The organism is Anoxybacillus thermarum (assembly GCF_000836725.1).
Lineage (GTDB): Bacteria > Bacillota > Bacilli > Bacillales > Anoxybacillaceae > Anoxybacillus > Anoxybacillus thermarum.
In genome coordinates, this window is the sequence record NZ_JXTH01000032.1 from 1 (window position 1) to 23216 (window position 23216).

The 23216-nt window shown below is 38.5% G+C and carries 27 protein-coding genes; 5 read left to right on the top strand and 22 right to left on the bottom strand.

The genetic code is table 11. The features are described 5' to 3' along the window. Positions 1-297: 297 nt before the first annotated feature. The 13 genes from LH47_RS08735 to LH47_RS08795 all read right to left on the bottom strand — a co-directional run bounded on the left by LH47_RS08735 (position 298) and on the right by LH47_RS08795 (position 12026). Entirely contained in the window at positions 298-858 is a 561-nt protein-coding gene (locus LH47_RS08735; RefSeq protein ID WP_043966613.1) for a thioredoxin family protein, read from the bottom strand. An 82-nt stretch (positions 859-940) separates the two neighbouring features. After that, a complete protein-coding gene (locus tag LH47_RS08740) occupies positions 941-3406 on the bottom strand; it encodes a DUF3656 domain-containing U32 family peptidase (RefSeq protein ID WP_043966615.1) in 2466 nt (821 codons plus the stop codon). Positions 3407-3534: 128 nt separating this feature from the next. Next, entirely contained in the window at positions 3535-4131 is a 597-nt protein-coding gene (locus LH47_RS08745; protein ID WP_043966617.1) for a hypothetical protein, read from the bottom strand. 24 nt (positions 4132-4155) lie between these two features. Continuing rightward, positions 4156-4776: a zinc metalloprotease gene (locus tag LH47_RS08750; RefSeq protein ID WP_043966619.1), complete on the bottom strand. Its 621-nt coding sequence runs from the start codon at positions 4774-4776 to the stop codon at positions 4156-4158. Positions 4777-4974: 198 nt separating this feature from the next. Then, a complete protein-coding gene (locus LH47_RS08755; RefSeq protein ID WP_043966621.1) occupies positions 4975-6900 on the bottom strand; it encodes a DUF6449 domain-containing protein in 1926 nt (641 codons plus the stop codon). Further along, positions 6875-7774 carry an ABC transporter ATP-binding protein gene (locus LH47_RS08760; RefSeq protein ID WP_043966623.1) on the bottom strand — a complete coding sequence of 300 codons (900 nt, stop codon included), beginning with the start codon at positions 7772-7774 and terminating at the stop codon, positions 6875-6877. Before LH47_RS08760 ends, LH47_RS08755 begins: the two co-directional genes overlap by 26 nt. Continuing rightward, the gene (locus tag LH47_RS08765) at positions 7761-8156 is read right to left on the bottom strand and encodes a GntR family transcriptional regulator (protein WP_043966625.1); all 396 of its coding nucleotides are present in this window, start codon (positions 8154-8156) and stop codon (positions 7761-7763) included. The genes LH47_RS08760 and LH47_RS08765 overlap by 14 nt, the downstream gene beginning before the upstream one ends. Before the next feature lie 159 nt (positions 8157-8315). Continuing rightward, positions 8316-8909 (bottom strand): nitrous oxide reductase accessory protein NosL, encoded by a 594-nt coding sequence (locus LH47_RS08770; protein WP_043966627.1) that lies wholly within the window; start codon positions 8907-8909, stop codon positions 8316-8318. A gap of 99 nt (positions 8910-9008) precedes the next feature. Further along, positions 9009-9218, bottom strand: a complete 210-nt coding sequence (locus tag LH47_RS08775; RefSeq protein ID WP_003398695.1) for a DUF6501 family protein — start codon at positions 9216-9218, stop codon at positions 9009-9011. A gap of 14 nt (positions 9219-9232) precedes the next feature. Then, complete coding sequence (locus LH47_RS08780; protein WP_021094053.1) at positions 9233-9436, bottom strand: hypothetical protein; 204 nt, start codon at positions 9434-9436, stop codon at positions 9233-9235. A 111-nt stretch (positions 9437-9547) separates the two neighbouring features. Beyond that, positions 9548-10756, bottom strand: a complete 1209-nt coding sequence (ilvA, locus tag LH47_RS08785) for a threonine ammonia-lyase (RefSeq protein ID WP_043966630.1) — start codon at positions 10754-10756, stop codon at positions 9548-9550. Between the two features lie 151 nt (positions 10757-10907). Further along, the gene (locus LH47_RS08790; RefSeq protein WP_043966631.1) at positions 10908-11804 is read right to left on the bottom strand and encodes a manganese catalase family protein; all 897 of its coding nucleotides are present in this window, start codon (positions 11802-11804) and stop codon (positions 10908-10910) included. A gap of 15 nt (positions 11805-11819) precedes the next feature. Beyond that, positions 11820-12026, bottom strand: coding sequence for a YuzF family protein (locus LH47_RS08795; RefSeq protein WP_043966634.1), 207 nt, complete (start codon positions 12024-12026; stop codon positions 11820-11822). A gap of 169 nt (positions 12027-12195) precedes the next feature. On the opposite strand from LH47_RS08795, the gene LH47_RS08800 reads away from it, so the two are divergent. Next, the gene (locus tag LH47_RS08800; RefSeq protein WP_043966636.1) at positions 12196-13461 is read left to right on the top strand and encodes a two-component system sensor histidine kinase NtrB; all 1266 of its coding nucleotides are present in this window, start codon (positions 12196-12198) and stop codon (positions 13459-13461) included. A gap of 11 nt (positions 13462-13472) precedes the next feature. Here LH47_RS08800 and LH47_RS08805 read toward each other — a convergent pair whose 3' ends face one another. Then, positions 13473-14888 carry an alanine/glycine:cation symporter family protein gene (locus LH47_RS08805; RefSeq protein ID WP_043966638.1) on the bottom strand — a complete coding sequence of 472 codons (1416 nt, stop codon included), beginning with the start codon at positions 14886-14888 and terminating at the stop codon, positions 13473-13475. 154 nt (positions 14889-15042) lie between these two features. Here LH47_RS08805 and LH47_RS08810 point away from each other — a divergent pair, with 154 nt between their 5' ends. Then, positions 15043-16383, top strand: coding sequence for an MATE family efflux transporter (locus tag LH47_RS08810; protein ID WP_043966640.1), 1341 nt, complete (start codon positions 15043-15045; stop codon positions 16381-16383). Between the two features lie 28 nt (positions 16384-16411). Here the strand turns inward: LH47_RS08810 and LH47_RS15235 are convergent, their stop codons facing one another. From LH47_RS15235 to LH47_RS08820, 4 genes are all read right to left on the bottom strand, one after another. Further along, positions 16412-16519 carry a YjcZ family sporulation protein gene (locus tag LH47_RS15235; RefSeq protein ID WP_080513067.1) on the bottom strand — a complete coding sequence of 36 codons (108 nt, stop codon included), beginning with the start codon at positions 16517-16519 and terminating at the stop codon, positions 16412-16414. 25 nt (positions 16520-16544) lie between these two features. Beyond that, entirely contained in the window at positions 16545-16649 is a 105-nt protein-coding gene (locus tag LH47_RS15240) for a YjcZ family sporulation protein (RefSeq protein ID WP_021094060.1), read from the bottom strand. A gap of 105 nt (positions 16650-16754) precedes the next feature. Beyond that, positions 16755-17654: an EamA family transporter RarD gene (gene rarD, locus LH47_RS08815; protein ID WP_043966642.1), complete on the bottom strand. Its 900-nt coding sequence runs from the start codon at positions 17652-17654 to the stop codon at positions 16755-16757. Between the two features lie 20 nt (positions 17655-17674). Next, on the bottom strand, positions 17675-18553 hold the full coding sequence (locus LH47_RS08820; protein ID WP_043966664.1) for a cation diffusion facilitator family transporter: 879 nt from the start codon (positions 18551-18553) through the stop codon (positions 17675-17677). 227 nt (positions 18554-18780) lie between these two features. Between LH47_RS08820 and LH47_RS08825 the strand changes: the two genes are divergently transcribed. After that, a complete protein-coding gene (locus tag LH47_RS08825; protein WP_043966644.1) occupies positions 18781-20091 on the top strand; it encodes a Na+/H+ antiporter family protein in 1311 nt (436 codons plus the stop codon). Between the two features lie 126 nt (positions 20092-20217). After that, the gene (locus LH47_RS08830) at positions 20218-20496 is read left to right on the top strand and encodes a hypothetical protein (RefSeq protein WP_235341093.1); all 279 of its coding nucleotides are present in this window, start codon (positions 20218-20220) and stop codon (positions 20494-20496) included. A 2-nt stretch (positions 20497-20498) separates the two neighbouring features. Here LH47_RS08830 and LH47_RS08835 read toward each other — a convergent pair whose 3' ends face one another. From LH47_RS08835 to LH47_RS08845, 3 genes are all read right to left on the bottom strand, one after another. Further along, positions 20499-21308, bottom strand: coding sequence for a M15 family metallopeptidase (locus LH47_RS08835; RefSeq protein ID WP_043966646.1), 810 nt, complete (start codon positions 21306-21308; stop codon positions 20499-20501). 60 nt (positions 21309-21368) lie between these two features. Then, a complete protein-coding gene (gene deoD / locus LH47_RS08840; RefSeq protein ID WP_043966648.1) occupies positions 21369-22073 on the bottom strand; it encodes a purine-nucleoside phosphorylase in 705 nt (234 codons plus the stop codon). A gap of 111 nt (positions 22074-22184) precedes the next feature. After that, entirely contained in the window at positions 22185-22547 is a 363-nt protein-coding gene (locus LH47_RS08845; protein ID WP_043966650.1) for a hypothetical protein, read from the bottom strand. 81 nt (positions 22548-22628) lie between these two features. Between LH47_RS08845 and LH47_RS17105 the strand changes: the two genes are divergently transcribed. Further along, positions 22629-22754: a hypothetical protein gene (locus LH47_RS17105; RefSeq protein ID WP_019417697.1), complete on the top strand. Its 126-nt coding sequence runs from the start codon at positions 22629-22631 to the stop codon at positions 22752-22754. A gap of 99 nt (positions 22755-22853) precedes the next feature. Here LH47_RS17105 and LH47_RS08850 read toward each other — a convergent pair whose 3' ends face one another. Next, positions 22854-23177: a hypothetical protein gene (locus tag LH47_RS08850; protein WP_152619611.1), complete on the bottom strand. Its 324-nt coding sequence runs from the start codon at positions 23175-23177 to the stop codon at positions 22854-22856. Positions 23178-23216: the final 39 nt, after the last annotated feature.

Consider the following 23216-nt stretch of genomic DNA (forward strand, 5'->3'; position numbering starts at 1 on the left):
CTCCAAAAGGGCCGCCAACAAGACAGCGAACACCTTTTGAAGAGTTCTGACTAATTGTTCCTCCAGCTCTTTTAATAAAGGCCATTCTGTGGTAAAATGTTTCATGGACTCTCTCCCTCCTGTTTTATTGATGTTGGTCATCACCATCATAGCAGGGAGAGAGTCCTTTTTGCATGACATTTGCTTTTTTCTACCGCGCTTCGCTTGGTGGCCCCGACGAGCGTCGCGAACAAAAGTTCGCAACCCTCGTCGGGGAATCATTCCTGAATGTCACCCACAAATATTTTACTCACACTTTTATTTTTCTTTCCATTTGATGCTGCAACCGATGCTTGGCTTCTGTTCTTTCGGAACAGGTTTCCCTAAAAGCAATGCATCTAAAGCTGTACGAATAGAAGATCCAGTCACTGGTATTCCATTATTTGGTCGTGAATCATCGAGTTGACCACGGTAAACACATTGCATTGCACCATCGAATATGTAAAAGTCTGGCGTGCATGCAGCTTGATATGCTTTTGCTACTTCTTGTGTTTCGTCAAATAAATACGGAAACGGATATCCAAACTGTTCAGCTACCTCTTTCATTTTTTCTGGCGAATCGTCTGGATATTTTTCTACATCATTTGAGTTAATGGCAATAAACGAAATCCCTTTTGGTTGATAATCGTTGGCGAGACGGACAAGCTCCTCTTGAACATGTTTAACAAATGGGCAGTGATTGCAAATGAACATGATTACTGTTGCAATGTCTGATTTGACGTCTTCTAACCGAACGATTTGTCCGTTGATCACGTTGACAAGTTCAAACGATGGAGCTTTCTCTCCTAGTGGAAACATATTTGATTCAACAGCAGGCATACAAATCACCCTTTCTTTTTTCGTTCATTTACTATTATAGCAAAATGTACAAATAACAAAAAATAAGCGAGCTTGAGCCCGCTTATTTTTTGATTAGCTGTCCTCGTGTAACACCGAGCTGATTAATCGCTTTTAACGTACGCCATACGCTTGTACCGCTCCGTTTGCCTGCGAGCGCTTCGCGATATAATGTGATGACTTCTTCTACTTTTTTCGCTGACTCTTCCAAAAACTCGACACGATACGAGCGAACACCAAGGGATAAAAAGTGTGGAATATATTCTGCTCCAGATTGTTCAATGGCATTGTACACTGTATTTCGGCAGCCGATATCCACACGAACAGGATGAAGCATGCCAATACGGTCACGCAACGATACACGATGTTTCTCGCATGGTCGTCCACAGTTCGTAAAATCGGTTCCTTCACTTAAAAATGTACAGTATACACAATGTTCAGTGTGAAACATCGGTAAATGTTGGTGAATAACAATTTCGATATGTTCTGTTGGTGCCGCTTCAAGTAAATCAATCATCTGTTGAATGTTTAAATCGTATGAAGGTGTAATTCGATCGAGTCCTCGCTCTAGAAACAATCGTGCAGATAGATGGTTTGAGATGTTAAGCGAAAAATCTCCAATTAACGTTTGTTCTATTGATTGATTCGTATAATACTGCACCGCTCCTAAACTACGAACTAAAATGGCATCTGGTTCAGCTTTTAAAATTCCTCTTAAAATTCCATTTTCCCCAGGCATATGAATGCGCGGGGTAGCTAAAGCGATTGGCTTGTTCGTTGCTCGCGCGATCTCCACAGCTTTCGGATAATCAGTTGTAAATTCGAAATCGGCATACACCATGTCTGTATCTGTATGACATGCCGCTTCGACTTGTTCGAGCGTGCGACAAAGCGCCATTAAAGAAGGGTTCTCTGCTCGTTGTTTTTGTCGGTAAGAAGATGTTAAATCAACGGTTTGCTTGATGTACGCCCGCGGACGTTGCCGTTTTTCAATAAGCTGTTCAACGGCTTGTCTTCTTATTCGGTTTAATTCTTTAACCGGAAGAATAACTTTGTCTGTCATATGCATATAAACGTCTTTTAATTCAAAAATCGTTCCGCCTAATCTCCCGAATTGTTCTTTTATAAAATCTAATGTGAGCGGCCGTTTTTGTGCGACATCTAACATTTGCTCAGATTGAACGATTACTTCATTACCTGTCGTTTCATCGCGCCATGTTGAAATAAGCGGTTTTCCTGCTTCACCGTACACATGCACAGTTAGCGGAAACAACTGATATGGTCGCTCGGTTTCAAATGTTTTACGCAGGCGGCGATCAAGCTCTTGGTCACTCGTTTTCCAAATGCGATCTCCGACATGTACACGTGTTAAATTGACATCATGCCGGCCGGGGATTATTTCAACAAGACCTTTTTCCACTTCACCTTCGATTTTTTTACCATGTTTCCTCAAGTCATATACCCGTCCGCCTTCTTCTTTTTCTTCTGGACGTCCTGCGTCGAATACAATTCCATCACCGCGCTTTAATGGAGCTTGTAGATCGCATAGCACCCCATCTTTTAATACTTTTTTGACCGTCCCTAGAAATACACCTCGGCTTTTCGGAAAAGTTCCATCAACGAGCTGCTTATTGTTCGTTCCTTTTAAAAAGCCATGTGTAAATCCACGGCTAAAGCTTTGTTGTAGCTCACGTATTTCTTCTTTTGAAGGGGTGTAATAACGTCCTGCTAAATATTCATCAATTGCTTTTCGATATTTGCTCACGACGTTAGCTACATATTCTGGTGATTTTAATCGCCCTTCAATTTTAAACGTATTTACACCAGCCTCGATAAGTTCTGGAACAAGATCAAGCGCTGCTAAATCTTTTGGAGAAAGTAAGTAAGCGACGTTTCCCATTTCTTTTTGTTCGCCGTCAACGATTAAATCATATGGAAGACGGCATGCTTGTGCACACTCGCCGCGGTTAGCCGAACGTCCTCCCCACATTTCTGACGTTAAACATTGTCCGGAATACGATACGCAAAGTGCCCCATGGACGAACACTTCTAATGGCACGTTTGTTTTCTCAGCAATTTTTTGAATATGAGATAAATTATTTTCCCGACCGAGAACAACAACTTCCAAGTGATAAGGCTTTAAAAATTCAACCGCTTCCGGCGATGTAACTGTCATTTGTGTCGATCCGTGAATCGGAAAGTCGGGTGATATGTCTCGAATAAGTTTAACAAGACCTAAATCTTGTACAATGAGCGCATCCACCCCGGCATTTATACATGCTTCAACTAACTGTTTTGCTTCTTGTAATTCATTTTCAAACACTAAAATATTAAAAGTGACATATCCGCGAACATTGTATTTATGCAAATAAGCCATGACATCGTTTAACTCTTCCATACGGAAATTTTTCGCCCGTACACGCGCATTATATTTATCGACACCAAAATAAACCGCATCTGCTCCGTTTGCGACAGCTGCACGAAGACAGTCCCAATCTCCTGCTGGCGCTAATAATTCAATTTGTCTCACAACTAGTCAACCTCTCTATTTTTTATCATGGACAACAATATATTACCGAATATACGTGGCTTTTGCCAACAACGAAAAAAAGACCTGAGCACTCAGGTCTTCAATGAAGGAATGGAGGGATAAAATGTTTAGTAAATATTAAACTTTTTCATTAATTCCTCTTTAAATTTATAATTCTTTTCTCCATGAGGCACACCAACTTTTTCGCCATCATTACCAGGAATATCAATGTTGTGTTTACCCTCATTGACACCAGAAATTACGTACAGATCATCGTATTTAAAATCAGGCACAAGAAGCAGCAGGTAGCTATGGTTTTTATCCATGTTTCGGTAGTTGTTAATTGAAAATTTAGTCTTTCCTGGCATAATACCATTATCGTAAATGTAGCTTGGTTCAGCTACCTTGATAATATCTCCAGCTTTATAATCGTAGGTAGTTTTATTTTCAAGAACCTTGTTTATTTTAAACTGAGTAATTGTATACGCATCTACTGTAAACCCTCTCTCATCGAATGTTACGAAGTTCTCACTTTCAAGTGGTTTTCCAGTGACAACAAGTTGAGAAAAGTTAATTATTTCATCTACTGTGTTAAAGGATACTTGTTTAGCATGAATAATTGATAAACTTACTTTTTTATCAGCCGACATATACCATAGACTCAAGACGAGAGAAATAAAACCTGACAGAGCTACTGAAGCAGTGATAATCTTGTTTCTTTTCATATTCGTAATATCCCCGCTTATCTATTAATTTCCCCATTTTTGTTTTAAATGGTCTTTATCCGTTTGTTGAGGCGATCCGTATATTGTTAGTTCATACTCCTTCATTACAGATGCACCTGAATCGTCATTATGTCTCAAACTTAGCGCGTGTCCAAATTCGTGAATAATAACGTCAGTTGATTCAGCAGAAGTTAGTGTATTCATTTGAGGTGTGTTGAGTCGGATTCTTGAACGATCCCTTGCATCCCCCGGATTTACTTGACTCCATCCGAAAAAGCCATACGTCCAATAGTCTGCGACCGCATAAACGGTTGAGCCGGAGATAGTTCCTGCATAAACAACAATGCTATAATATGTAGGCTCAGAAGTGACTCGTGAAATAGCAACCTTTGAAGAAATGTTATTCCAAGTTGCATATGCGGTGTCTGCACGGTTATGATAACCTGTACTGGAAACGCTAGCATCACGCCAATACTTAAGATTTTGTGCCCCAGCATATCCATTAGGGTTATAGTGATCTGAGTGGGCACTAACTAGGATGGTTGGTAGTAAAAAAGCTAGCGAGGGAATAAGTAATAAAATTCTTTTTACATTCATAATTTCCTCTCTCCCTAAAATATTCATTTCACGGATACCGTTCTCCATTCATTCTCTTAATTCCTTCTTTTTTCAAAAATATTTCACCACGAGCGAAGAAATATGTAATAATTGTGAACTGTCATTCTTGAGAATTCTATATTCATTAAGCACTACAACATGGCCATCCGTTATCACGATCGATTCTTCAAGCCATGATACGTGGCTTTTGCCAACAACGAAAAAAAGACCTGAGCACTCAGGTCTTCAATTAAGGAATGGAGGGATAAAATGTTTAGTAAATGACTGTATGTCGGCATATCCACTTTTATAGTAGGTAACGACAATATAATCCGCACGTTCATCCCAACCAGCCATTTGCATACATTGTTCTATTTTTGTTTTATCTTTTACGACGATTCCCTCGGCTCGTTCAATCATGTCATCTGTCCACTCATATGTTTTCAACCGTTTTGTGTTTTTAATTATTTTCACTTCGCTCACGTCTTCTACTGTCGCCCGTGCTTGCTGCAATAAACCGCGCTGCTGCAACCATTCATCTACGAGATGATACGACTTTTTCCACTTGATCATAGTTTCCTCGGTTATTCCTTTTTGTTTTTCATACGTGACGGTAATTGCTCCCCATTCTCGATTCCATGCGATTGGATCAAATGTTTCATCTACCAACTGACGCTGTAGTATGTGTAAAAACGATTCGATCTCCTCACGATCACGCAATCGAACGGCTTTCCCTCCTAAATTAGAATCTATTCGTACTTGTAAAACGTTTTTGAAATCATTTATACGCAAAATTGGATAGTGATTTTTCTTAAACTCAAGCGAATGAAAAATAGGTTTGTAAAACTGATTATATACTTCTAATGGTACAGCATATTGACGAACAATCCGTTTTCCGTTTTTCAAGTCGTAACCAATGACAACATGTTTAGTATTTTCAGTTTGCAATTTTTGCTGCTTCATTAACTGCTGATGGAACAAATAAATGTGCTCGACGTTGTCTCTTTCGTAGAAAAACGCATTCTCCCCGTTTTCATTATCATTTTCAAAATAGTATATATGATCACCAAAATATGCTCGTTCAATGTCATTTAACGGGGGTTGGTATTTCCCAAAACCAAATAAGTCAAATGCAAATAATAAACTGACAACGGCAATAAAACCTATATATTGAACGTATGCTTTCCAATGCGTGAACACGCGCCATGTTTTTTCTAAAATGATACGGGCAATGAAGTAGCCGATCAATGAAGCGAATACATATCCAAAAATGATCCAAGTTATTCGTTGTTGCATCTCCCCGAAATATGCTCCACCGACAAGCATGACACAAAATGTAAAACCATATGTGAATACGGGGCGGAGCGGACGAAAAGCGATCGCATCTGTTGCTGCTTCAACATGTCGTTTTTTGTATAGCCATACACTCAATACATAAAATATAAAAGCGAGCACAATATATATATATATTTCGATTGGTTGAATAGGTTTTGATTCCCAGTTCAATGCCCGAATAAAAGGCACGATTTTGTCAATGTTATAGGATAAATAATATTCATATGCAAAACCGTGTAAAAAATATTTCAAGTTAAACATAAGTAAAACGAATATTCCTGCTGGGAAGAAAAACAGAACATAAGCAAACACGCCTTGTAGCATGGACATGCCAGTAAACATCCCAACAAACACCGTTCCAGAAAATAATAATACATTCATTGCCACCGTACCTGTAAACCAAATGGCTATATGCTTCAGTGAATATAGCGAAACAGGAAGAAGCGGTTTCATGATTATTAAACATCCCGCAGTCATTGCGACGGGAACAGTAAGAATGATCATCGCAGCAACAATATGCTGAAGAAACAGTGCCTCCCGTTTAACTGGCAGACTGTGAATGTAATCTGCAGACAATCTCACTTGCATATAGCGAAATAAAAAGATGGCAAGCAACACAGGAAGTGTGAACATAAGGGAAAATTGAATTATACTTCCGATATCAAATATGCGACCCGTCTGATGATGCATAAGCCAATTTTCATCTTCAGTCATCATAAAAATATGGATAGGTAGTGCAAAAAGAAGGCCGACGAAATAAACAAGTGCAACCCATCCGACGTTGCGAACAATTTGACTAAAAATTCCCCGATTAAACAAGAATGTTTTCAATGGCATATCCTCTTTCCCCCAGTTCATAAATAAAAATTTCTTCTAACGTTAGCGACAATAAATCAAATAAAATGGGCTCATACTTATGAATATGCGCGCTGATTTGTTCCTCTTCTCCACGAATGATACAAAGAAGGACGCTACCGCGACGTTCTTGATAAACAACATCCAAATGTTGAAGGAAAGTAGAAGGAGGTTGACCGTGAAACGCCACTTGCACTTTATGGATGTTTGTTTTCAAATTGTCTAATTCTTTTTCGATAATGAGTGAGCCATTATGCAAAATGCCGATACGGTCACACAAATCTTCTACTTCAAATAAGTTATGCGAAGAAATAATGACGGTCATTTCTCTATCTGCTACGTCTTGAAATAAAATGTTTTTCACTTTTTGCCTCATGACAGCATCTAGTCCGTCGAGCGGCTCGTCTAAAACAAGTACATCAGGCATCGTCGAAAATGTTAACCAAAAGGCGACTTGGCGCTGCATCCCTTTGGACATACGGTGTATTTTTTGGTTTATGTCAATAGGAAATAGCTCTTTCATTTCGTAAAAACGTTTTTCGTTCCATTTTGGATATATATGACGATAAAAATCGGCCATTTGTCGGATTGTTGTATGCGGAAAAAAATAAAGTGCATCAGGTAAAAAAATGAGCCGTTCTTTCTGTTTGATGTTTTCAAAAATCGGTTCACCATCAACGGTGATCGACCCTCTGTCTTGTTTATAAATACCTGCTATCATTTTCATTAGTGTTGTTTTTCCAGCACCATTTGATCCGAGTAACCCATATATTGATCCTTTTGGGACGGAAAATGTCACATCTTTGATCGCCTCTAACTCCCCAAACCGCTTGCTTACATGATTAATTTGAATCATGTTCCTCTCCTCCTCGTATCGCACGTTCTGCGCGTTCAACAATTGAAAAAATTTGTTCTTTTTTTAATCCGATATAGAATGCTTCTTGACATAGTTTCAACATATTTTCTTCTAGTTGTTTGACTTTTTCACTGTAAACAGCCTCTTTTTTATTATCAACAAAACTTCCTTTCCCTGGAATAGAGTAAATATACCCTTCTCTTTCTAATTCTCGATACGCCTTTTGAATTGTATTTGGGTTAATCGTTAACTGTTTAGCTAGCAAGCGAACAGATGGTAGTTGCTCGTTCGGTTTCAGCACACCATGAATAATCATTTCTTTCATTTTCTCGATAAGCTGCTCGTAAATTGGTTTTCGACTTCGTAAATCCAGATCAAACATGACGCCCCCCCTTCCTTTCCTGTACTAACCGTTATATCTGTATTATATTATATAATACGGTTGATGTAAATATTTCTAAAAAAATAAAAAAGCCGCCAAAATGGCAGGCTTTTTTATTTATGGCTATGTCCATCGTTATTGTCATGTCCATTTTGATGACTATCGCATATTGTCGTTATGACCATGACCTTGTCCATCTTCCTTGTTTTGCATCATCTGTTTCTTTTTCATATAACGTTCGTGGGCGACCTTATCAACATCTTCCCATGATACGATCATCGCGCCCGGTTGTTCACTTACAAACTTGTCAGCATCTTCTTTTTTGGCAAAAAACGCATATCCATAGTTCATTGGTGTTTTAATATCAGCTTTCACAACTGTCGCGTTTTGTAATTCAATCCATTCTAACGTATTGTAGTCGCGTACATATTTTTTTGCAGCTTCGTTGTGGTCTCTTTCATAGTTGAATAAACATCCGATATCATCAAAAAACAAGACGTCACCGTTTTCAGTTGCTGATTTGGCTGTAAATTTACCGAGCTCATGTTCTTTTGGATATACTTTCATGTTGCAAAATACACACACTGTATTTTCGTCTGGTTCTGCCATCGCGGCTTTCATAAACACGTCTTCTTGCGCGGTCTTTTCTACTTCTCTGTTTTGCTCAACTTGTTTCGTCTCTTCTTGATTGTTGTTGCATCCTGTCAATGCGAAAATAAAGAGCACCACCAATAAAATCATCCATTTTTTCATTGAAAAAAATCCCCCTCTTCATTCAATCCGTAGTTCAATGTACTATATATTTGTGAAGTTTGTTTGAAACAAATGTGTTAAAAATGAAAAAAAGCGGTGCTATACCGCTTTTTCTGTAAAATAGTGCTTATAGTATCCGCCAACTTTTCCACGGTTATCAATAATGAAATAAAAATCGTCTGTTTCGTTTTTTACTTCATATTCTTTACCTGGAGTTAATACATTGTGAACAATGTACTTTTCCGCGTTCGTATGATTACATACAACTGTTTTCATCGTTGGACGTTCATGCCAGCTCAAATGAATCATGAGCGATGCCTCCTTCAAGAACCTTTATATTTATTTAAAAATTTAGCAAGTTCATGTAGTGCTTGCAATACTGCAAAATGTTTATCGTTCCCGCTTGCTTGCGCTGTAGCCACATCTTTAAATTTGGCGTGCGCTTCGTACGACCCGTTCTTTTTATATACATCTACTCGTACGGTTCCCCTTGGGTGCGGAACGATAAAAAACTCTATTTGTTTCATTTGTTCTCCCCACCTTTAATGTCAATCGTTTATTTAATTTAATAATAGTAAAAAAGGCATCATTTTAAAAGCATTGTTTTGCGTGAAGAAAAAGATGTACGATTTACGTTTTTAATCAAGGCGACGAATCGCGTATCCGGATTGTATCAACACACGCTGAATTTGGTCAATATGCTCTCTATTTTTTGTTTCGAGGGAAAATCGCACTTCTGCTTGCCCTGGAAGAACGTTTGTACCCATTCGTTGATGATCAATGGACATGACGTTCGCTTCCAAATCGGCGATAATGCGCAACAATTTATTTAACTGTCCCGGTTTGTCAGAAATGATTGTTGAAAATGTGACGAATCGTCCTGATTCAACGAGCCCTCGTTCAATAATTCGTGAAATGAGTGTGACATCGACATTTCCCCCACTTAAAATGGCTACAATATTTTTTCCTTCAAGCGGAATTTTTTTATACAATAAAGCCGCTAGTGAGCAAGCCGCAGACCCTTCAACGAGCAATTTATTTCGTTCGAGCAAATATAACATCGTCCGTGAAATATCTGTTTCTTCCACACAAACAATATCATCGACATATTTCTGTATGTACGAAAACGTCAAATCCCCAATGCGCTTAACAGCAATGCCGTCTGCAATCGTATTCGATGGCGTAATGACAATTGGTTGATTATGTTGTTTAGCCGCTGTTGTGCTCGCACAAGCAGTGGATTCAACGCCGTATACGCGAATAGCTGGATTTTTTTGCTTCATCGCAACCGCTATACCAGCTAGCAATCCCCCACCCCCAACTGGACAAACCACCGCATCAATATCGTCCAGTTGTTCGAATAATTCTAGTCCGATTGTTCCTTGTCCGGCAATGACAGCTGGATCGTCAAAAGGGTGAACAAACGTTGCTCCTGTTTCTTGTTGAAGTTTGCGAGCATATTCTAATGATTCGTCAAACACATCTCCATATAAAATAACATTTGCGCCGTAACTCTGTGTCGCTTGAATTTTACTTAATGGCGCCCCTTTAGGCATGACGATTGTGCACGGAATGCCAATCATGTTGCTTGAATAGGCTACTCCTTGTGCGTGATTACCCGCTGAAGCTGCGATAACTCCTCGACTTTTTTCCTCATCACTTAACAACATAATTTTGTTGTAAGATCCACGCACTTTAAATGAACCTGTTTTCTGTAAATTTTCTAACTTCATGTATACACGATTATTCGATAAACGACTAAATGTTTGTGAAAATTCAAGAGGCGTTTTGTGAACGACTGTTCTCATTCGTTGTTGAGCTTCTTGAATATGTTGTAGTGTAATCAATAGTTTTCATCCTCCTTTGTGTCTCCTTTATTATATTTGATTGACAGACCCGTAGGCAATTGTGTCTTGTTTTCTTTTTTTCATTGATTATTTAGAACATAGTTTTATTATAAAAATTAACCAAAAAAAATTGCTATGCACAAAGCATAGCCTATAAGCCGGCTGATTTTTGAAGGCGCTTAGCAATTTCAAGAAATTCCTCGTATGAAATACCAGGGGCAAATGTTTCTTCCACTGCTTCTAAATTTGGAATCGGGGCACCTGCTGGCGTCCCTTGAATGACTTCGAGTTGTCCTCCATCAAGCGGGTGTGTTCCTTTCCAAATTTGTTTAACATCTTGATAATCATGTTCGCTAAACGTATATAGTCTTCTATGCCACCCTTGCGCCTCGTACTTTTTTGCCGCATCAAATTTATCGTTACTTAAATTCGGAATCGGCAACATTTTTGTGACATCCACCCCTGTAACAATTTGAAGCGCTTTGGCATAAGCGATAACGTGCACACCTCCTCGGACAAGTAAATAGCCGATCATTTCACGTGCGACTGGATGATCGGTCATCTCATATACTCTCATTTTATGTGTGCGCGCCCCACACTCTAAAAAGAAATTGTGCAACAAATCTAATACTAAATTCCCACTATTGAACACGTAGTCACCTGACCACGATTTTCCCATCGAATCTCCTGGCAATGCTGTTTGCGCAGTTGCAATAAAATGATACGTATTTCGTTGATCTACCCCGTTTTGCATTGGCGTAATATCCGGGGCACCTTCATGTGTTGTTCCTGTTAAGCATAAGTTTATAGCTGTTGTAACGAGCTCCACATGACCTAATTCTTCTGCAGTAATACTTGCAACTAAATCGTAAAAAGGCTTCAATTTTTTCTTTTCCCGAAAATTAAATGACTGAAACAAGTAATTATTTAGCGTTGACATTTCTCCAAATTTTCCACCAAGTAACTCTTGAACAGCCGCTGCTGCGTTGGCGTCCGCATACGTAGATTTTGGCAACTCAATTTGAAGCTTGTTTATTCTCGTAAACATCAAGTCCCCTCCTTTTTATTTCGGCATAATCCAAACGATTTGCTGGATGCGGACAAAAAAGAGAGTGTCGCTGCTTTTTAACACAATATGATCTGGCTTCACATCTTGAATAATACCTTGTACATTTCCTCGCACTGTTTCAATGATGACTTCTTTTCCTTTAATCGTTTGCAATGTTTGATAAACATAAGGATCGATGAAAGACATAAACTGAGGTGTCATCTTCTTCCCTCCTTCCCGTTTATTCTTTCCCATCTTATTCTCATATCTTGTTGTTTATCACATTTTTCATTTAGAACATAGTTTTATAAAATTTTATTTACATACTAGCCGAACCGTTCATTTTGCGTTAAACTTCAACATAGGAATAGTGAAATGAGGAGTTAGAAGGATGGAAAGTCATGAACAACTGAAGAAAAAAATAAATGAGCTTGAAGAAGAAATACGCTTATATAAACGCTTTGTGGAACACATTACTTTTCCGTTTTCATACGTTGATTATGAACTCGGAAAAGTAATAAAAAAAGAAAGAAATATTCCCTCTGCAACGATTGAAACAATACAGAAGGAAGAGAAAAGAACACCCATTTTGCAATGGAATATTGATTTACAAAAAGACTATCCATTTGAACAAGTGGAACAATTTTTATCACCTATTTTTGATCTTGTTTCTCATCATATCGTTTTCGTTGATGCCGAAGGAAAAATTACATTATGTAACTTACAGGCAGCAAACGATGTCGGAGTAAATCGCGATGAAATCATCGGTAAACATATTCGAGAATTGTTAAACATTCCTGATGAACAAATTATGACGTTAAAAACGTTGCGGACAAAACAACCTCTTTACAATTGTGAAGTACTCGATCGATATTATGGGATCATTAATACGCGCATTTTATATAACGAAGATGGGTCAATTAAACGCGTGATTAGTATGTTCCAATCGCTGAATCAAATAAAAGAAGCAGAAAAACTAGCGATCGCCGGCCGAATTGCTGCAGGGATTGCCCACGAAATCCGAAATCCTTTAACGACAGTACGGGGGTATTTACAGTTTTTAAAGGAACAGTTGCCTGAACATATCGTTACTCTCATTGATCAACTTCTCATTCCAGAACTCGATCGAGCAAATGATATTATTACAGATTTTTTAAACGTTGCAAAACCAAGTGAAGTAAAAGCAGAATGGATTGGAATAAACGAATTCATTCGACATGATTTAGATCTTTTGTTACGAAGTGAAGCACTTCTTCATAACGTAGGGCTTTCGTATCATTTAGATGAAAAACTACAACAATACGTTGTTAACATTGATAAAAATCAACTATTGCAAGTGTTTATTAACTTATTTCGCAATGCGATTGAAGCAAAAACGGAAAAATCGTTGCGGGTAGACATTGAAACGAAGTTGCACAATAATCTCGTTCAAATTTATGTGCGTGATAATGGACCTGGTATCCCTTCTACCATTATCCATCACATTTTCGATCCATTTTTTTCAACAAAATCAACAGGAACAGGTCTTGGTTTATCTCTGTCACGAAAAATTATTGAACTGCATAAAGGCTCGATGCGTGTTCAAAGCGAATTCGGTCATGGTTCATGTTTTATTATTGAATTACCGGCTTATCCAAAAAATGAGGCTGCAATCTAGCAGCCTCATTTTTACGCTTCTTTTTTCCACTCTATTTGTTTTTCTTTCCAACATTGCACTTGATGGTCTACACCAATATTCCGTGCATAAAATACCGGATTTTTTCCTTGGTTTCGTTGTGTGACATAGTCTTGTAATGCCGCGAAAGCGACTCGACCAAGTAAGAAAATCGAAACTAAGTTCACGATAACCATAAACGCCATAAATAAATCCGCTAAGTCCCAAACGATTTGAATGCTCGATACAGATCCCCAAATGACCATCGTTAATACCGAAAGTCGATATACGAACAATGATGCTTTGCTTGAACGAATAAATTCAATATTTGTTTCGCCGTAATAATAGTTTCCGATAATTGAACTATATGCAAATAAAAATACACTGACTGCAACAAATCCTTTTGCCCATTCACCAATATGCGTGCTCAATGCCGTTTGTGTTAAAGTAATTCCATCAAGCCCTTCTTTCATATAATCGCCTGATAGTAAAATCATAAATGCTGTCGCACTACAAACAACTAACGTATCAACAAATACACCTAATGTTTGAATGAAACCTTGTTTGACTGGATGCGAAACTTCTGCTGTCGCTGCCGCGTTCGGCGCACTACCCATTCCTGCTTCATTCGAGAATAAGCCGCGCTTAATTCCCATCATGATGGCCGCGCCAAATCCTCCACCAACTGCTTGTTCAATACCAAATGCATTTTTAAAAATTAAAGAAAATACTGCTGGCAACTCGGTCATGTTCGTTAAAACAACATAAAACGCAATCAATAAATACAAACTCGCCATCACTGGAACGATAATAGATGATGCCTTCGCTACACGATGCACACCACCGAAAATAATAAAGGCAGTTAAAATAGTAAGTACAATACCGATTACTGTACGATCCATTTGAAACGCATGCTCAAATGCAAATGTAATCGTATTCGCTTGAACAGAGTTAAATACAAGACCGAATGAGAACGTAATTAAAATGGCAAACAGTATACCGAGCCAACGTTTTTTCAATCCTTGCTCAATATAGTATGCCGGGCCGCCACGGTAACCGTTTCCATCTTTCACTTTATAAATTTGGGCAAGTGTGCTTTCCACAAAACTTGATGCCCCGCCAATTAAAGCGATCAACCACATCCAAAATACCGCACCAGGTCCGCCAACGGAAATTGCTAACGCAACACCTGCTAAGTTACCTGTTCCGACACGAGATGCTGTGCTCATAAAAAAAGCTTGGAGCGACGAAATCGCACCTGTTTTTTCTGGCGTCTCTGTAATGACTCGGAACATTTCACCAAAATAACGAAATTGAACAAATTTTGTACGGAATGTAAAATACAATCCGACGACAATTAAAAGAGCGATAATGACATACGACCATAATATGTTGTTTAAAAATGATACGATCGTTTGTAATAATTGCATGCTCGTCACCTCACCTGATGTTTATAATAAAAAACGACTTTTTTAATGTAACAAAACTTAACATGAAAAGCAAGAGGATTATCCATGAATATATGAAAATGATATGTTATAATATCGTTTGTTTATATTTTTCACATGTTATTTGGAGGAACAGATGAAAGAAACATACACGGTAAAAGAAAAAATAAAGCAGTTTTTACATATATTATTTCCTATTTTTCTTACACAAATAAGTTTATATATGATGAACTTTTTTGATGTGACGATGACAGGCAAATATAGCGCAGTTGATTTAGCAGGTGTAGCCATTGGCTCAAACATTTGGATCGCCATATTTACGGGAATCGGAGGTATATTAACCGGTCTAACCCCTATTGTTGCTCAAGCTTTCGGGGCGAAAGACCACGAGCGTATTTCTCGAACAGTTGAACAAGCGATATACTTAGCGGCCGTCTTTGCTTTCTTTGTGTTTACGCTCATTTATTTTTTCGTTCCTATTTTATTGGAAAACATGCCGATCGAACATGATGTTCAAATCGTTGCTTATCAATATTTACAAGCATTATGTATTGGTATTGTCCCGATTTTTATTTATCATGTTCTTCGTTCATTTATCGATGCACTTGGTCGAACGAATGTAACAATGATGCTAACGCTATGCTCGTTGCCATTAAACATTTTATTGAATGATATATTTATTTTCGGACGATGGGGTATACCTGCATTCGGTGGAGTAGGAGCAGGATACGCTACAAGCATAACGTATTGGTGCTTATTGCTATGTGCATTTTTACTCGTTCGCTTTCGTAAACCTTTCGCAACATACAATATACTAAAAAAGCTTCATCCGATATCATTTTCTATTTGGAAACAATTATTTTTGATCGGCACACCTATTGGATTAGCTATCTTTTTCGAAACAAGCATTTTCTCGGCTGTTACCTTGTTGATGAGTCAATTTGGAACAGCCACGATTGCAGCTCATCAAGCAGCGCTCAACTTCGGTTCCCTTTTATATATGATTCCACTAAGCGTTTCCCTTACTTTAACCATTATTGTTGGTTTTGAAGTAGGAGCGAAGCGGTTAGAGCACGCGAAGCGTTACTGTATCATCGGTATTTCTTCTGCTGTAATGATGGCTATTGTTGCCTCTATCGTCCTATTGCTGTTTCGAGAAGCAATTGCTTCCTTATATACGAATGATGCACTTGTTTTACAATGGACGAAGCGTTTTTTGTTATACGTTTTATTTTTCCAATTCTCTGATGCCGTTGCAGCACCTATTCAAGGGGCATTACGTGGATACAAAGACGTTCGCTTCCCATTTTTTATTGCACTCGTATCGTATTGGTTAATTGGCTTACCCGTTGGATACGTCTTCACTCAATATACAACCGCTGGGCCGTTTGGGTATTGGCTCGGTCTTATTGCTGGCTTAGCTTCCGGTGCCATATTATTATTCATACGATTAATCAAAAAATGGAAACATGTATAAAAGCAAGAGGGAAATCCCCTCTTGCTCTTTAGCACCAAGCCGCACCGACGATAATTAACAAAATAAATAGTACGACGATGAGCACAAATGTTTTTCCGTATCCTGGATAACCGTATCCATAGCCATATCCGTACATCACGTATTTCCCCCTCTATTGTTGATTAATAACCCCAGCCACCAATATAAGCACTGCCAACAATAATTAGCAAAATAAACAATACAACAATTAACGCAAAGCCACCACCATGATGATGTCCTCCACTCATCTTTTGACACCTCCTTCTTGTACTAACAACCTATTCAACCGCCAAGTAAAACGTTATAGTTTTTAAAAAAATGGGTGAAAAAAACGCCTGTTCACGAGACAGGCGCTACATGTTCAATGATTTTTCTTTTCGTTTCTCCCATGTACTAGAAAGTGAAAATAAAAGTAAAGCCGTCCAAATACAACTAAATGCATACATGTGGGCATTTGTAAACGGCTCGTGAAACAAAAACACGCCGAGCAACAAACTTAATGTTGGAGAGATGTATTGTAGAAAACCTAAAAGAGTTAACGATATGTGCTGTGCCCCTTTCGAAAAATATAAGAGCGGCAAGGCAGTAGCTGGTCCAGCACCAACAAGCAACAACATCGTCATCAATGAAAAAGAAGGTCGTGACCATTCGCTAAACGAATGAACAATCCATGCTAGCGCAAAAGGAGTAACAAGCATCGTCTCTACTGTTAAACCGATTGTGGCATCAACTTTAATCACTTTTTTCACGAGGCTATACAACGCGAAGCTGCAAGCAAGCGACAGAGCGATCCATGGAAATTTACCGTATTCAATCGTCATAAGTACAACACCAAAAGCGGCTAAAATAAACGAGACAACTTGCCATTTGTACAGACGCTCTTTTAACACAATCACACCGAATAAAACATTTAATAGTGGATTCATATAATAACCTAGACTTGCTTCAACCATATGATCGTGATTAACAGCCCATATGTAAATAAACCAATTTGTACTAATAAGCATCGCGGCAGCAATGAGAGCGGCTGCTCGCTTTTTTTCTCTCCACAACCATTGACACGTATGCAAAAACGTAGACCAACTTTTTTGAATAAGCAACAGCGCAATCATAAATAAAAAAGAAGCGACAATACGATAAGATAAAATCTCTTCTGCCCCGACGTGTTGAAGTAATTTCCAATATAAAGGTAATATCCCCCATAGTACGTAAGCAGATAGTGCGTAAATGACTCCAATTGTTCTATTTTCCATTTTATAACTCCTCTCTCATCTCAGTCCCCACGAAAAACATACTCTTGTTCATACGGCTCAATATGAACGTGGGCGTAGATAACTCCGTACTTTTGTTCAAGCAAGCGCTCAACTTGATCTGCAATGTCATGACTTGTTAAAACATTCAAATACGGGGCAACAGAGATCGTAACATCTATGACAACTTCATTGCCATACATTCTTCCTTTAATATCTACTACTTGCTTCACACCGTCAATGCGCTCAATTTCCTGTTTATATTGCTTTAACATTTCGTCATCAAACCCGTCCGTCAACGTATGGGATGCTTCTTTAAAAATATCCCATGCTGTTTTGCAAATCATAAACCCGATAACAAAAGCTGTAACAGGATCAAGCCAACGCATATGTAACTGAGCACCAATGACCCCAATAACCGTTCCTACACTAACGAGCACATCGGATAAATGGTCTTTCGCAGCAGCAGCAAGTGCTTGACTATTTGTAGCTATTGCTAAACGGTTGTTAAACATATATACAAAAAACATAAATACAGCTGAAGTACCTGCTGTCCATACCGCTATCCAATCCGGTTTGACATACTCCCTCTCTTTCAACGTTTGCACAGCGTTTATCAATACATCCACTCCGATCGACATCATAATAAACGCTGCGATTAAAGATGAAATATGTTCCGCGCGTGAATGACCGTATGGATGGTTGTCATCACGTGGTTTTTTTGCGATGAGCAGTCCAATTAAAATAGCGATAGAGGCAAGAATATCTGTAAAGTTATTCCACCCATCAGCTTTTAATGCCTCTGAATTTGCCATATATCCGACGTATAACTTTGCAAAAGATAAAACGATATAAGAGCCGATGCTCACCCACGCCCCAAATTCAGGTTTCATCTTTGTCATCTGTTCCACCAACTTCTTCGTCATTTTTTGCGTTATCATTGTACCAAGCGTATATCGTGTGGGTCTATAGCAACAAAATTGGTTCATTGAAGAACAGTAGGAAACAGGCAATAACATTGCCTTAGACCAAATTTATTGTTGACGAACGATTCATACATATGATAGATTGTTTAGTGTTTCATCACTCTACCAATTTATCAAACTAAAGTATTTTGGAGGTCACGATTATGAACGCTGTTGTCATCTCAGTACTCGTCATGCTTATTCTTAGTTTATTGCGTATGAATGTCGTGTTTTCGTTATTGATCGCATCATTAGTGGGAGGACTCATTGGAAATCTCAGTCTTTCTAAAACAGTTGAGGTGTTTTCAGAAGGATTAGGAAACAGCGCAGAAGTCGCTTTAAGTTATGCGTTGTTAGGTGGATTTGCCATTGCCATTTCGAAAACTGGCTTACCAAACGCTATTGTTCACATGATTATAAAAATGGTCGGAAAACAAGGGGAGTCAAAAAGAAAGCAATATTCGAAAGCACTTGTTCTCCTCGTCATCTTATTCATGTCATGTTTTTCACAAAACTTAATTCCAATCCATATTGCGTTTATTCCTATTTTGATCCCTCCACTTTTGCACATTTTAAATGAGCTGCATGTGGATCGTCGGTTAGTCGCATCAATTATTACGTTTGGTTTGATTACTCCATATATGTGGTTACCGACTGGATTTGGGGCTATTTTTCATGACATTGTACAATCGAACATGGCTCAAAGTGGGCTAGTTGTTGCAAAATCAGATATTCCAAAAGCGATGTTTTTCCCTTCGCTCGGAATGATTGTTGGCTTACTCGTTGCTTTTTTTACGTATCGGAAACCGCGCGCATATAAACAAATACAACTAGAAAGTCAAGAAACTCAATCTTTTCAACAACGGGGAGTATGGTTTGCGATCGTCGCTGTCATTACTGCTTTAACCGTTCAACTTGTTCTTGACTCCATGATTTTTGGGGCGTTTGCAGGAATTGTTGTCATCTACTTAAGCGGATGCATTCGTTTAACAGAAGGCGATCGTTTATTGACAGAAGGCATGCGCATGATGGCGTTTATTGGATTTGTGATGTTAAGTGCTTCAGGGTTTGCGAATGTATTAAAACAAACGGGACATATTGAGAAACTTGTTGAGCAAGCAGCTTCTCTTATTGGTCATAACACAGCGCTAGGCGCATTGCTTATGTTAATTGTCGGACTGCTTGTCACTATGGGAATTGGCTCTTCGTTTTCTACTGTTCCAATTATCGCAACCATCTTCGTTCCGCTTTGTATAAAGCTCGGACTTAGTCCAATGGCAACCATTGCGATTATTGGCGCTGCTGGTGCACTTGGTGACGCAGGATCACCTGCCTCAGACAGCACGCTCGGCCCAACATCTGGTTTAAACGTGGATGGTCAGCATCATCACATTTGGGATACATGCGTTCCAACGTTTATTCATTACAACATTTCGGTCATTATTTTCGCATGGATCGCAGCCATGATTTTATAAAAAGGAGCTACTTTTCACTGTAGCTCCTTTTTTGTCGAAATTTTACCGCACATTCCGACATTTTTTTTAAAAAAGATATGTTAATGTATTGTAAAGTATATTTCAATTTTGTAAACACGAAGGAGGATGGAAATGATGCTTTCGCAATTCATCGGTCAAACAGAGGCAGCGATCCTTCGCTTCTCCATCTCACTATTGACAGAAATTGAATTAAAAATTAAGAAAAAACAAATTATTTCACAACATCAAGCAATGAAGTACGCCAAACATCAAATCCAATTATTTGTCAAACAACTGCGTTTGCGCCAAGCGCTAACCGCTGTATATCAATCGGAATTATACATTTACGTATCTAAAAAGTTAGCACATGTATTTGAACAATATCGTGTGCTCAAATGTGTATAATCTTATATTTTCTTTACGATTTGAAAATATTCTTCTAACGTAATTTGTTTCTCATAAATGACCTTGGCGGCTTTTTTACCAACATAGCGCAAATGCCAAGGTTCGTATTGATATTTCGTAATATGCTCCTTTCCTTTCGGATAACGAATAATGAAACCAAATTCATGAGCATGCTGGGCTACCCATTTCCCCTCCGATGTGTCACCAAATGCAGGCGTAATCGTATATTGAACGCTTGGGCTTGTAATATCTATCGCTAATCCTGTTTGATGTTCACTTTTTCCCGGCATCGCAACAGCAACAACCGCTTTTTCTTTTCCTGACCGTTGAACTTCAGATACAAATAATTGTTGTTGCCTCTCATATGAACGATAGCCTGACACAGCATATAATATAATTTGTTGTTTTTTCGCTGCTGTAAACATCTCTTCCAACGCCTTGGCGGCTTCAGCACGCATATGGCGTTTTTCAACATCTGTTTCTTTGAACGTAAACGGAACATTTGGAATGACTAAGTCAGCCGGCTTGTAGTCGGCCGGTAATTGTTGTTCTTTATTTACTAAGGCAAGCACGTTATCCGGATTAACAATCACTTTTACCCCGTTTTGCACTTCAACTTGATTCCAAAATTTTTCTTCAAGCACAAGTTCCTCTTGTTCCTGTTGTTCGGAAGGTGGTGTCGGTGTTTGAGGAGATGGTGCCGGCTCCTCAACTTGGGCAGGAGGCTTAGACGGTTTTTGTTCTTGCTCAAGTGATCCAAATGATTGACACCCGCTAATTATTATCACAAAACAACATAACCATTTTTTCATCTTTTTCCCCTCACAATAGAAGAAAGCTCCGCGGGGAATGAGCCGCAGGAGCTTTCTCACTTATTGACGAATCGCTGTTTCAAGCGCAACTTCGATCATTTCATTAAATGTCATTTGACGCTCTTCAGCTGTTGTTTCTTCCCCTGTTAAAATGTGATCACTTACCGTTAGGACGGATAACGCTTTTCTGCCAAATTTAGCAGCTAACGTATAAAGCGCTGTTGTTTCCATCTCTACTGCAAGTACACCGTAGCGTGCTAGCTTTTCAAACTGCGCATTTTCATTATAAAACATGTCAGCTGTAAATACACTACCAACCTTTAGTTGCAATCCTTTTTCTTTTCCAATTTCATATGCTGTTTTCAGCAAGTCGAAGTTAGCCGTTGGAGCGTAATCAATTCCTCCGAACGTCATGCGATTCATCTGTGAATCCGTTGACGATGCCATCGCTAAAATGACGTCACGAACTTTCACATCTTTTTGAATCGCACCGCACGTTCCGACACGAATTAATGTTTGAACGCCATAACTTTGCATAAGTTCTGTAATATAAATAGAGATGGATGGCACACCCATACCTGTTCCTTGAACAGAAATACGATGGCCTTTATATGTACCTGTGAACCCAAGCATACCACGAACTTGATTATAACAAGTAGCTCCCTCTAAAAACGTTTCTGCAATGTACTTCGCACGAAGCGGATCTCCAGGAAGTAAAATTTTATCCGCAATTTCATGCTCTTTTGCACCAATATGAACGCTCATATGTATCCTCCTTTAGCCTTTATCGCTGCATATATACTATACCACACTCTTATATTTCGCTAAAGCATTGTTTTTCATGTATAAAAAAAGAGGGGCGTCCCCTCGTCCTTATTACGATATTTTTCGAAAATACTTCGGTTTTACATATAGAACTTTTTTATCTTCGCTCACAACATATTTTTTCTTCGCTTGCTCATAATGTTCATATATTAAATAGCAAACAACGTAAATCGGCAACATCGCCTCTAAAGACGCTAAATATATAAGATAAAATGGATGTGCGTTCGTTTCAAACATTCCGCTAAACACATAGTAAGCGCTTGCAATAACAACGTTAGTGATACTAATATTTGCGAAATGAAGGAAGAAAATTTTCTTTCTCCGCCCAATTAATCGCTCTAATTCAAATTTAATAAACAAAGAACAAAAAATAGAAATAATTCCAACAATCGAAGAAATCATAAACGCAAACATCGCTTTCCCCACCCCATATGTATATTTTTTATGTTCTTGTCGATGTTAATGGATGTAACTACATGTAAAGGAGGGTTACGATTGGGAAAAAAACATCGCAACCGCATTAATAGTCCGAAAAAAAACAATCATGTTCCAAAAGATACGTTAATTGCTGAAGCTGAAGCACACGATAAAGAGTATAGTGCCGAGAAACGAAAAAAATAATCCCCTTGTGCACAAGGGGAATTTTTTATCATACTCTAACCTTGTGCTAATTGTCTATATACAATATAGCACAATTTTGTGAACATTTAAAGACATTTTTTAGCGAACATGCATACGATGAATACGTTCCCATCCATCCGAGCCTAAACGATAAAAAAATTGACCGTATATTCCTTCGTCAATAAGCAATATATCACCTGTACTAACATATCGCGCACGATAATCTTTCGGTACTAAATCTGGAACATTAAACATTCGATAAACTTCAGCTAATACGTCATCATGATCTTCTCCATTTACCGTCAACCGATATACTTGACGATATCCTTTCGTTTGACCAAATTGTGGAGTTTGAAATAACGTTACATCATAGCATTGTGTCGATTTTAATATTTTCCCCATAAGCATGCGAATCACTAACATCCACCCCTCTTTTTTCTTTACGTAACTATTAGCGATTCG

Excerpts from the sequence above, each read along its gene's own strand:
- LH47_RS08735 (WP_043966613.1), bottom strand. The coding sequence starts at position 858 with ATGCCTGCTGTTGAATCAAATATGTTTCCACTAGGAGAGAAAGCTCCA.
- LH47_RS08745 (WP_043966617.1), bottom strand. The coding sequence starts at position 4,131 with ATGAAAAGAAACAAGATTATCACTGCTTCAGTAGCTCTGTCAGGTTTT.
- LH47_RS08750 (WP_043966619.1), bottom strand. The coding sequence starts at position 4,776 with ATGGAGAACGGTATCCGTGAAATGAATATTTTAGGGAGAGAGGAAATT.
- LH47_RS08755 (WP_043966621.1), bottom strand. The coding sequence starts at position 6,900 with ATGCCATTGAAAACATTCTTGTTTAATCGGGGAATTTTTAGTCAAATT.
- LH47_RS08760 (WP_043966623.1), bottom strand. The coding sequence starts at position 7,774 with ATGATTCAAATTAATCATGTAAGCAAGCGGTTTGGGGAGTTAGAGGCG.
- LH47_RS08765 (WP_043966625.1), bottom strand. The coding sequence starts at position 8,156 with ATGTTTGATCTGGATTTACGAAGTCGAAAACCAATTTACGAGCAGCTT.
- LH47_RS08770 (WP_043966627.1), bottom strand. The coding sequence starts at position 8,909 with ATGAAAAAATGGATGATTTTATTGGTGGTGCTCTTTATTTTCGCATTG.
- LH47_RS08775 (WP_003398695.1), bottom strand. The coding sequence starts at position 9,218 with ATGATTCATTTGAGCTGGCATGAACGTCCAACGATGAAAACAGTTGTA.
- LH47_RS08780 (WP_021094053.1), bottom strand. The coding sequence starts at position 9,436 with ATGAAACAAATAGAGTTTTTTATCGTTCCGCACCCAAGGGGAACCGTA.
- LH47_RS08790 (WP_043966631.1), bottom strand. The coding sequence starts at position 11,804 with ATGTTTACGAGAATAAACAAGCTTCAAATTGAGTTGCCAAAATCTACG.
- LH47_RS08795 (WP_043966634.1), bottom strand. The coding sequence starts at position 12,026 with ATGACACCTCAGTTTATGTCTTTCATCGATCCTTATGTTTATCAAACA.
- LH47_RS08800 (WP_043966636.1), top strand. The coding sequence starts at position 12,196 with ATGGAAAGTCATGAACAACTGAAGAAAAAAATAAATGAGCTTGAAGAA.
- LH47_RS08805 (WP_043966638.1), bottom strand. The coding sequence starts at position 14,888 with ATGCAATTATTACAAACGATCGTATCATTTTTAAACAACATATTATGG.
- LH47_RS08810 (WP_043966640.1), top strand. The coding sequence starts at position 15,043 with ATGAAAGAAACATACACGGTAAAAGAAAAAATAAAGCAGTTTTTACAT.
- LH47_RS15235 (WP_080513067.1), bottom strand. The coding sequence starts at position 16,519 with ATGTACGGATATGGCTATGGATACGGTTATCCAGGATACGGAAAAACA.
- LH47_RS15240 (WP_021094060.1), bottom strand. The coding sequence starts at position 16,649 with ATGAGTGGAGGACATCATCATGGTGGTGGCTTTGCGTTAATTGTTGTA.
- rarD (WP_043966642.1), bottom strand. The coding sequence starts at position 17,654 with ATGGAAAATAGAACAATTGGAGTCATTTACGCACTATCTGCTTACGTA.
- LH47_RS08820 (WP_043966664.1), bottom strand. The coding sequence starts at position 18,553 with ATGACAAAGATGAAACCTGAATTTGGGGCGTGGGTGAGCATCGGCTCT.
- LH47_RS08825 (WP_043966644.1), top strand. The coding sequence starts at position 18,781 with ATGAACGCTGTTGTCATCTCAGTACTCGTCATGCTTATTCTTAGTTTA.
- LH47_RS08830 (WP_235341093.1), top strand. The coding sequence starts at position 20,218 with ATGGAAATGATGCTTTCGCAATTCATCGGTCAAACAGAGGCAGCGATC.
- LH47_RS08835 (WP_043966646.1), bottom strand. The coding sequence starts at position 21,308 with ATGAAAAAATGGTTATGTTGTTTTGTGATAATAATTAGCGGGTGTCAA.
- deoD (WP_043966648.1), bottom strand. The coding sequence starts at position 22,073 with ATGAGCGTTCATATTGGTGCAAAAGAGCATGAAATTGCGGATAAAATT.
- LH47_RS08845 (WP_043966650.1), bottom strand. The coding sequence starts at position 22,547 with ATGTTTGCGTTTATGATTTCTTCGATTGTTGGAATTATTTCTATTTTT.
- LH47_RS08850 (WP_152619611.1), bottom strand. The coding sequence starts at position 23,177 with ATGTTAGTGATTCGCATGCTTATGGGGAAAATATTAAAATCGACACAA.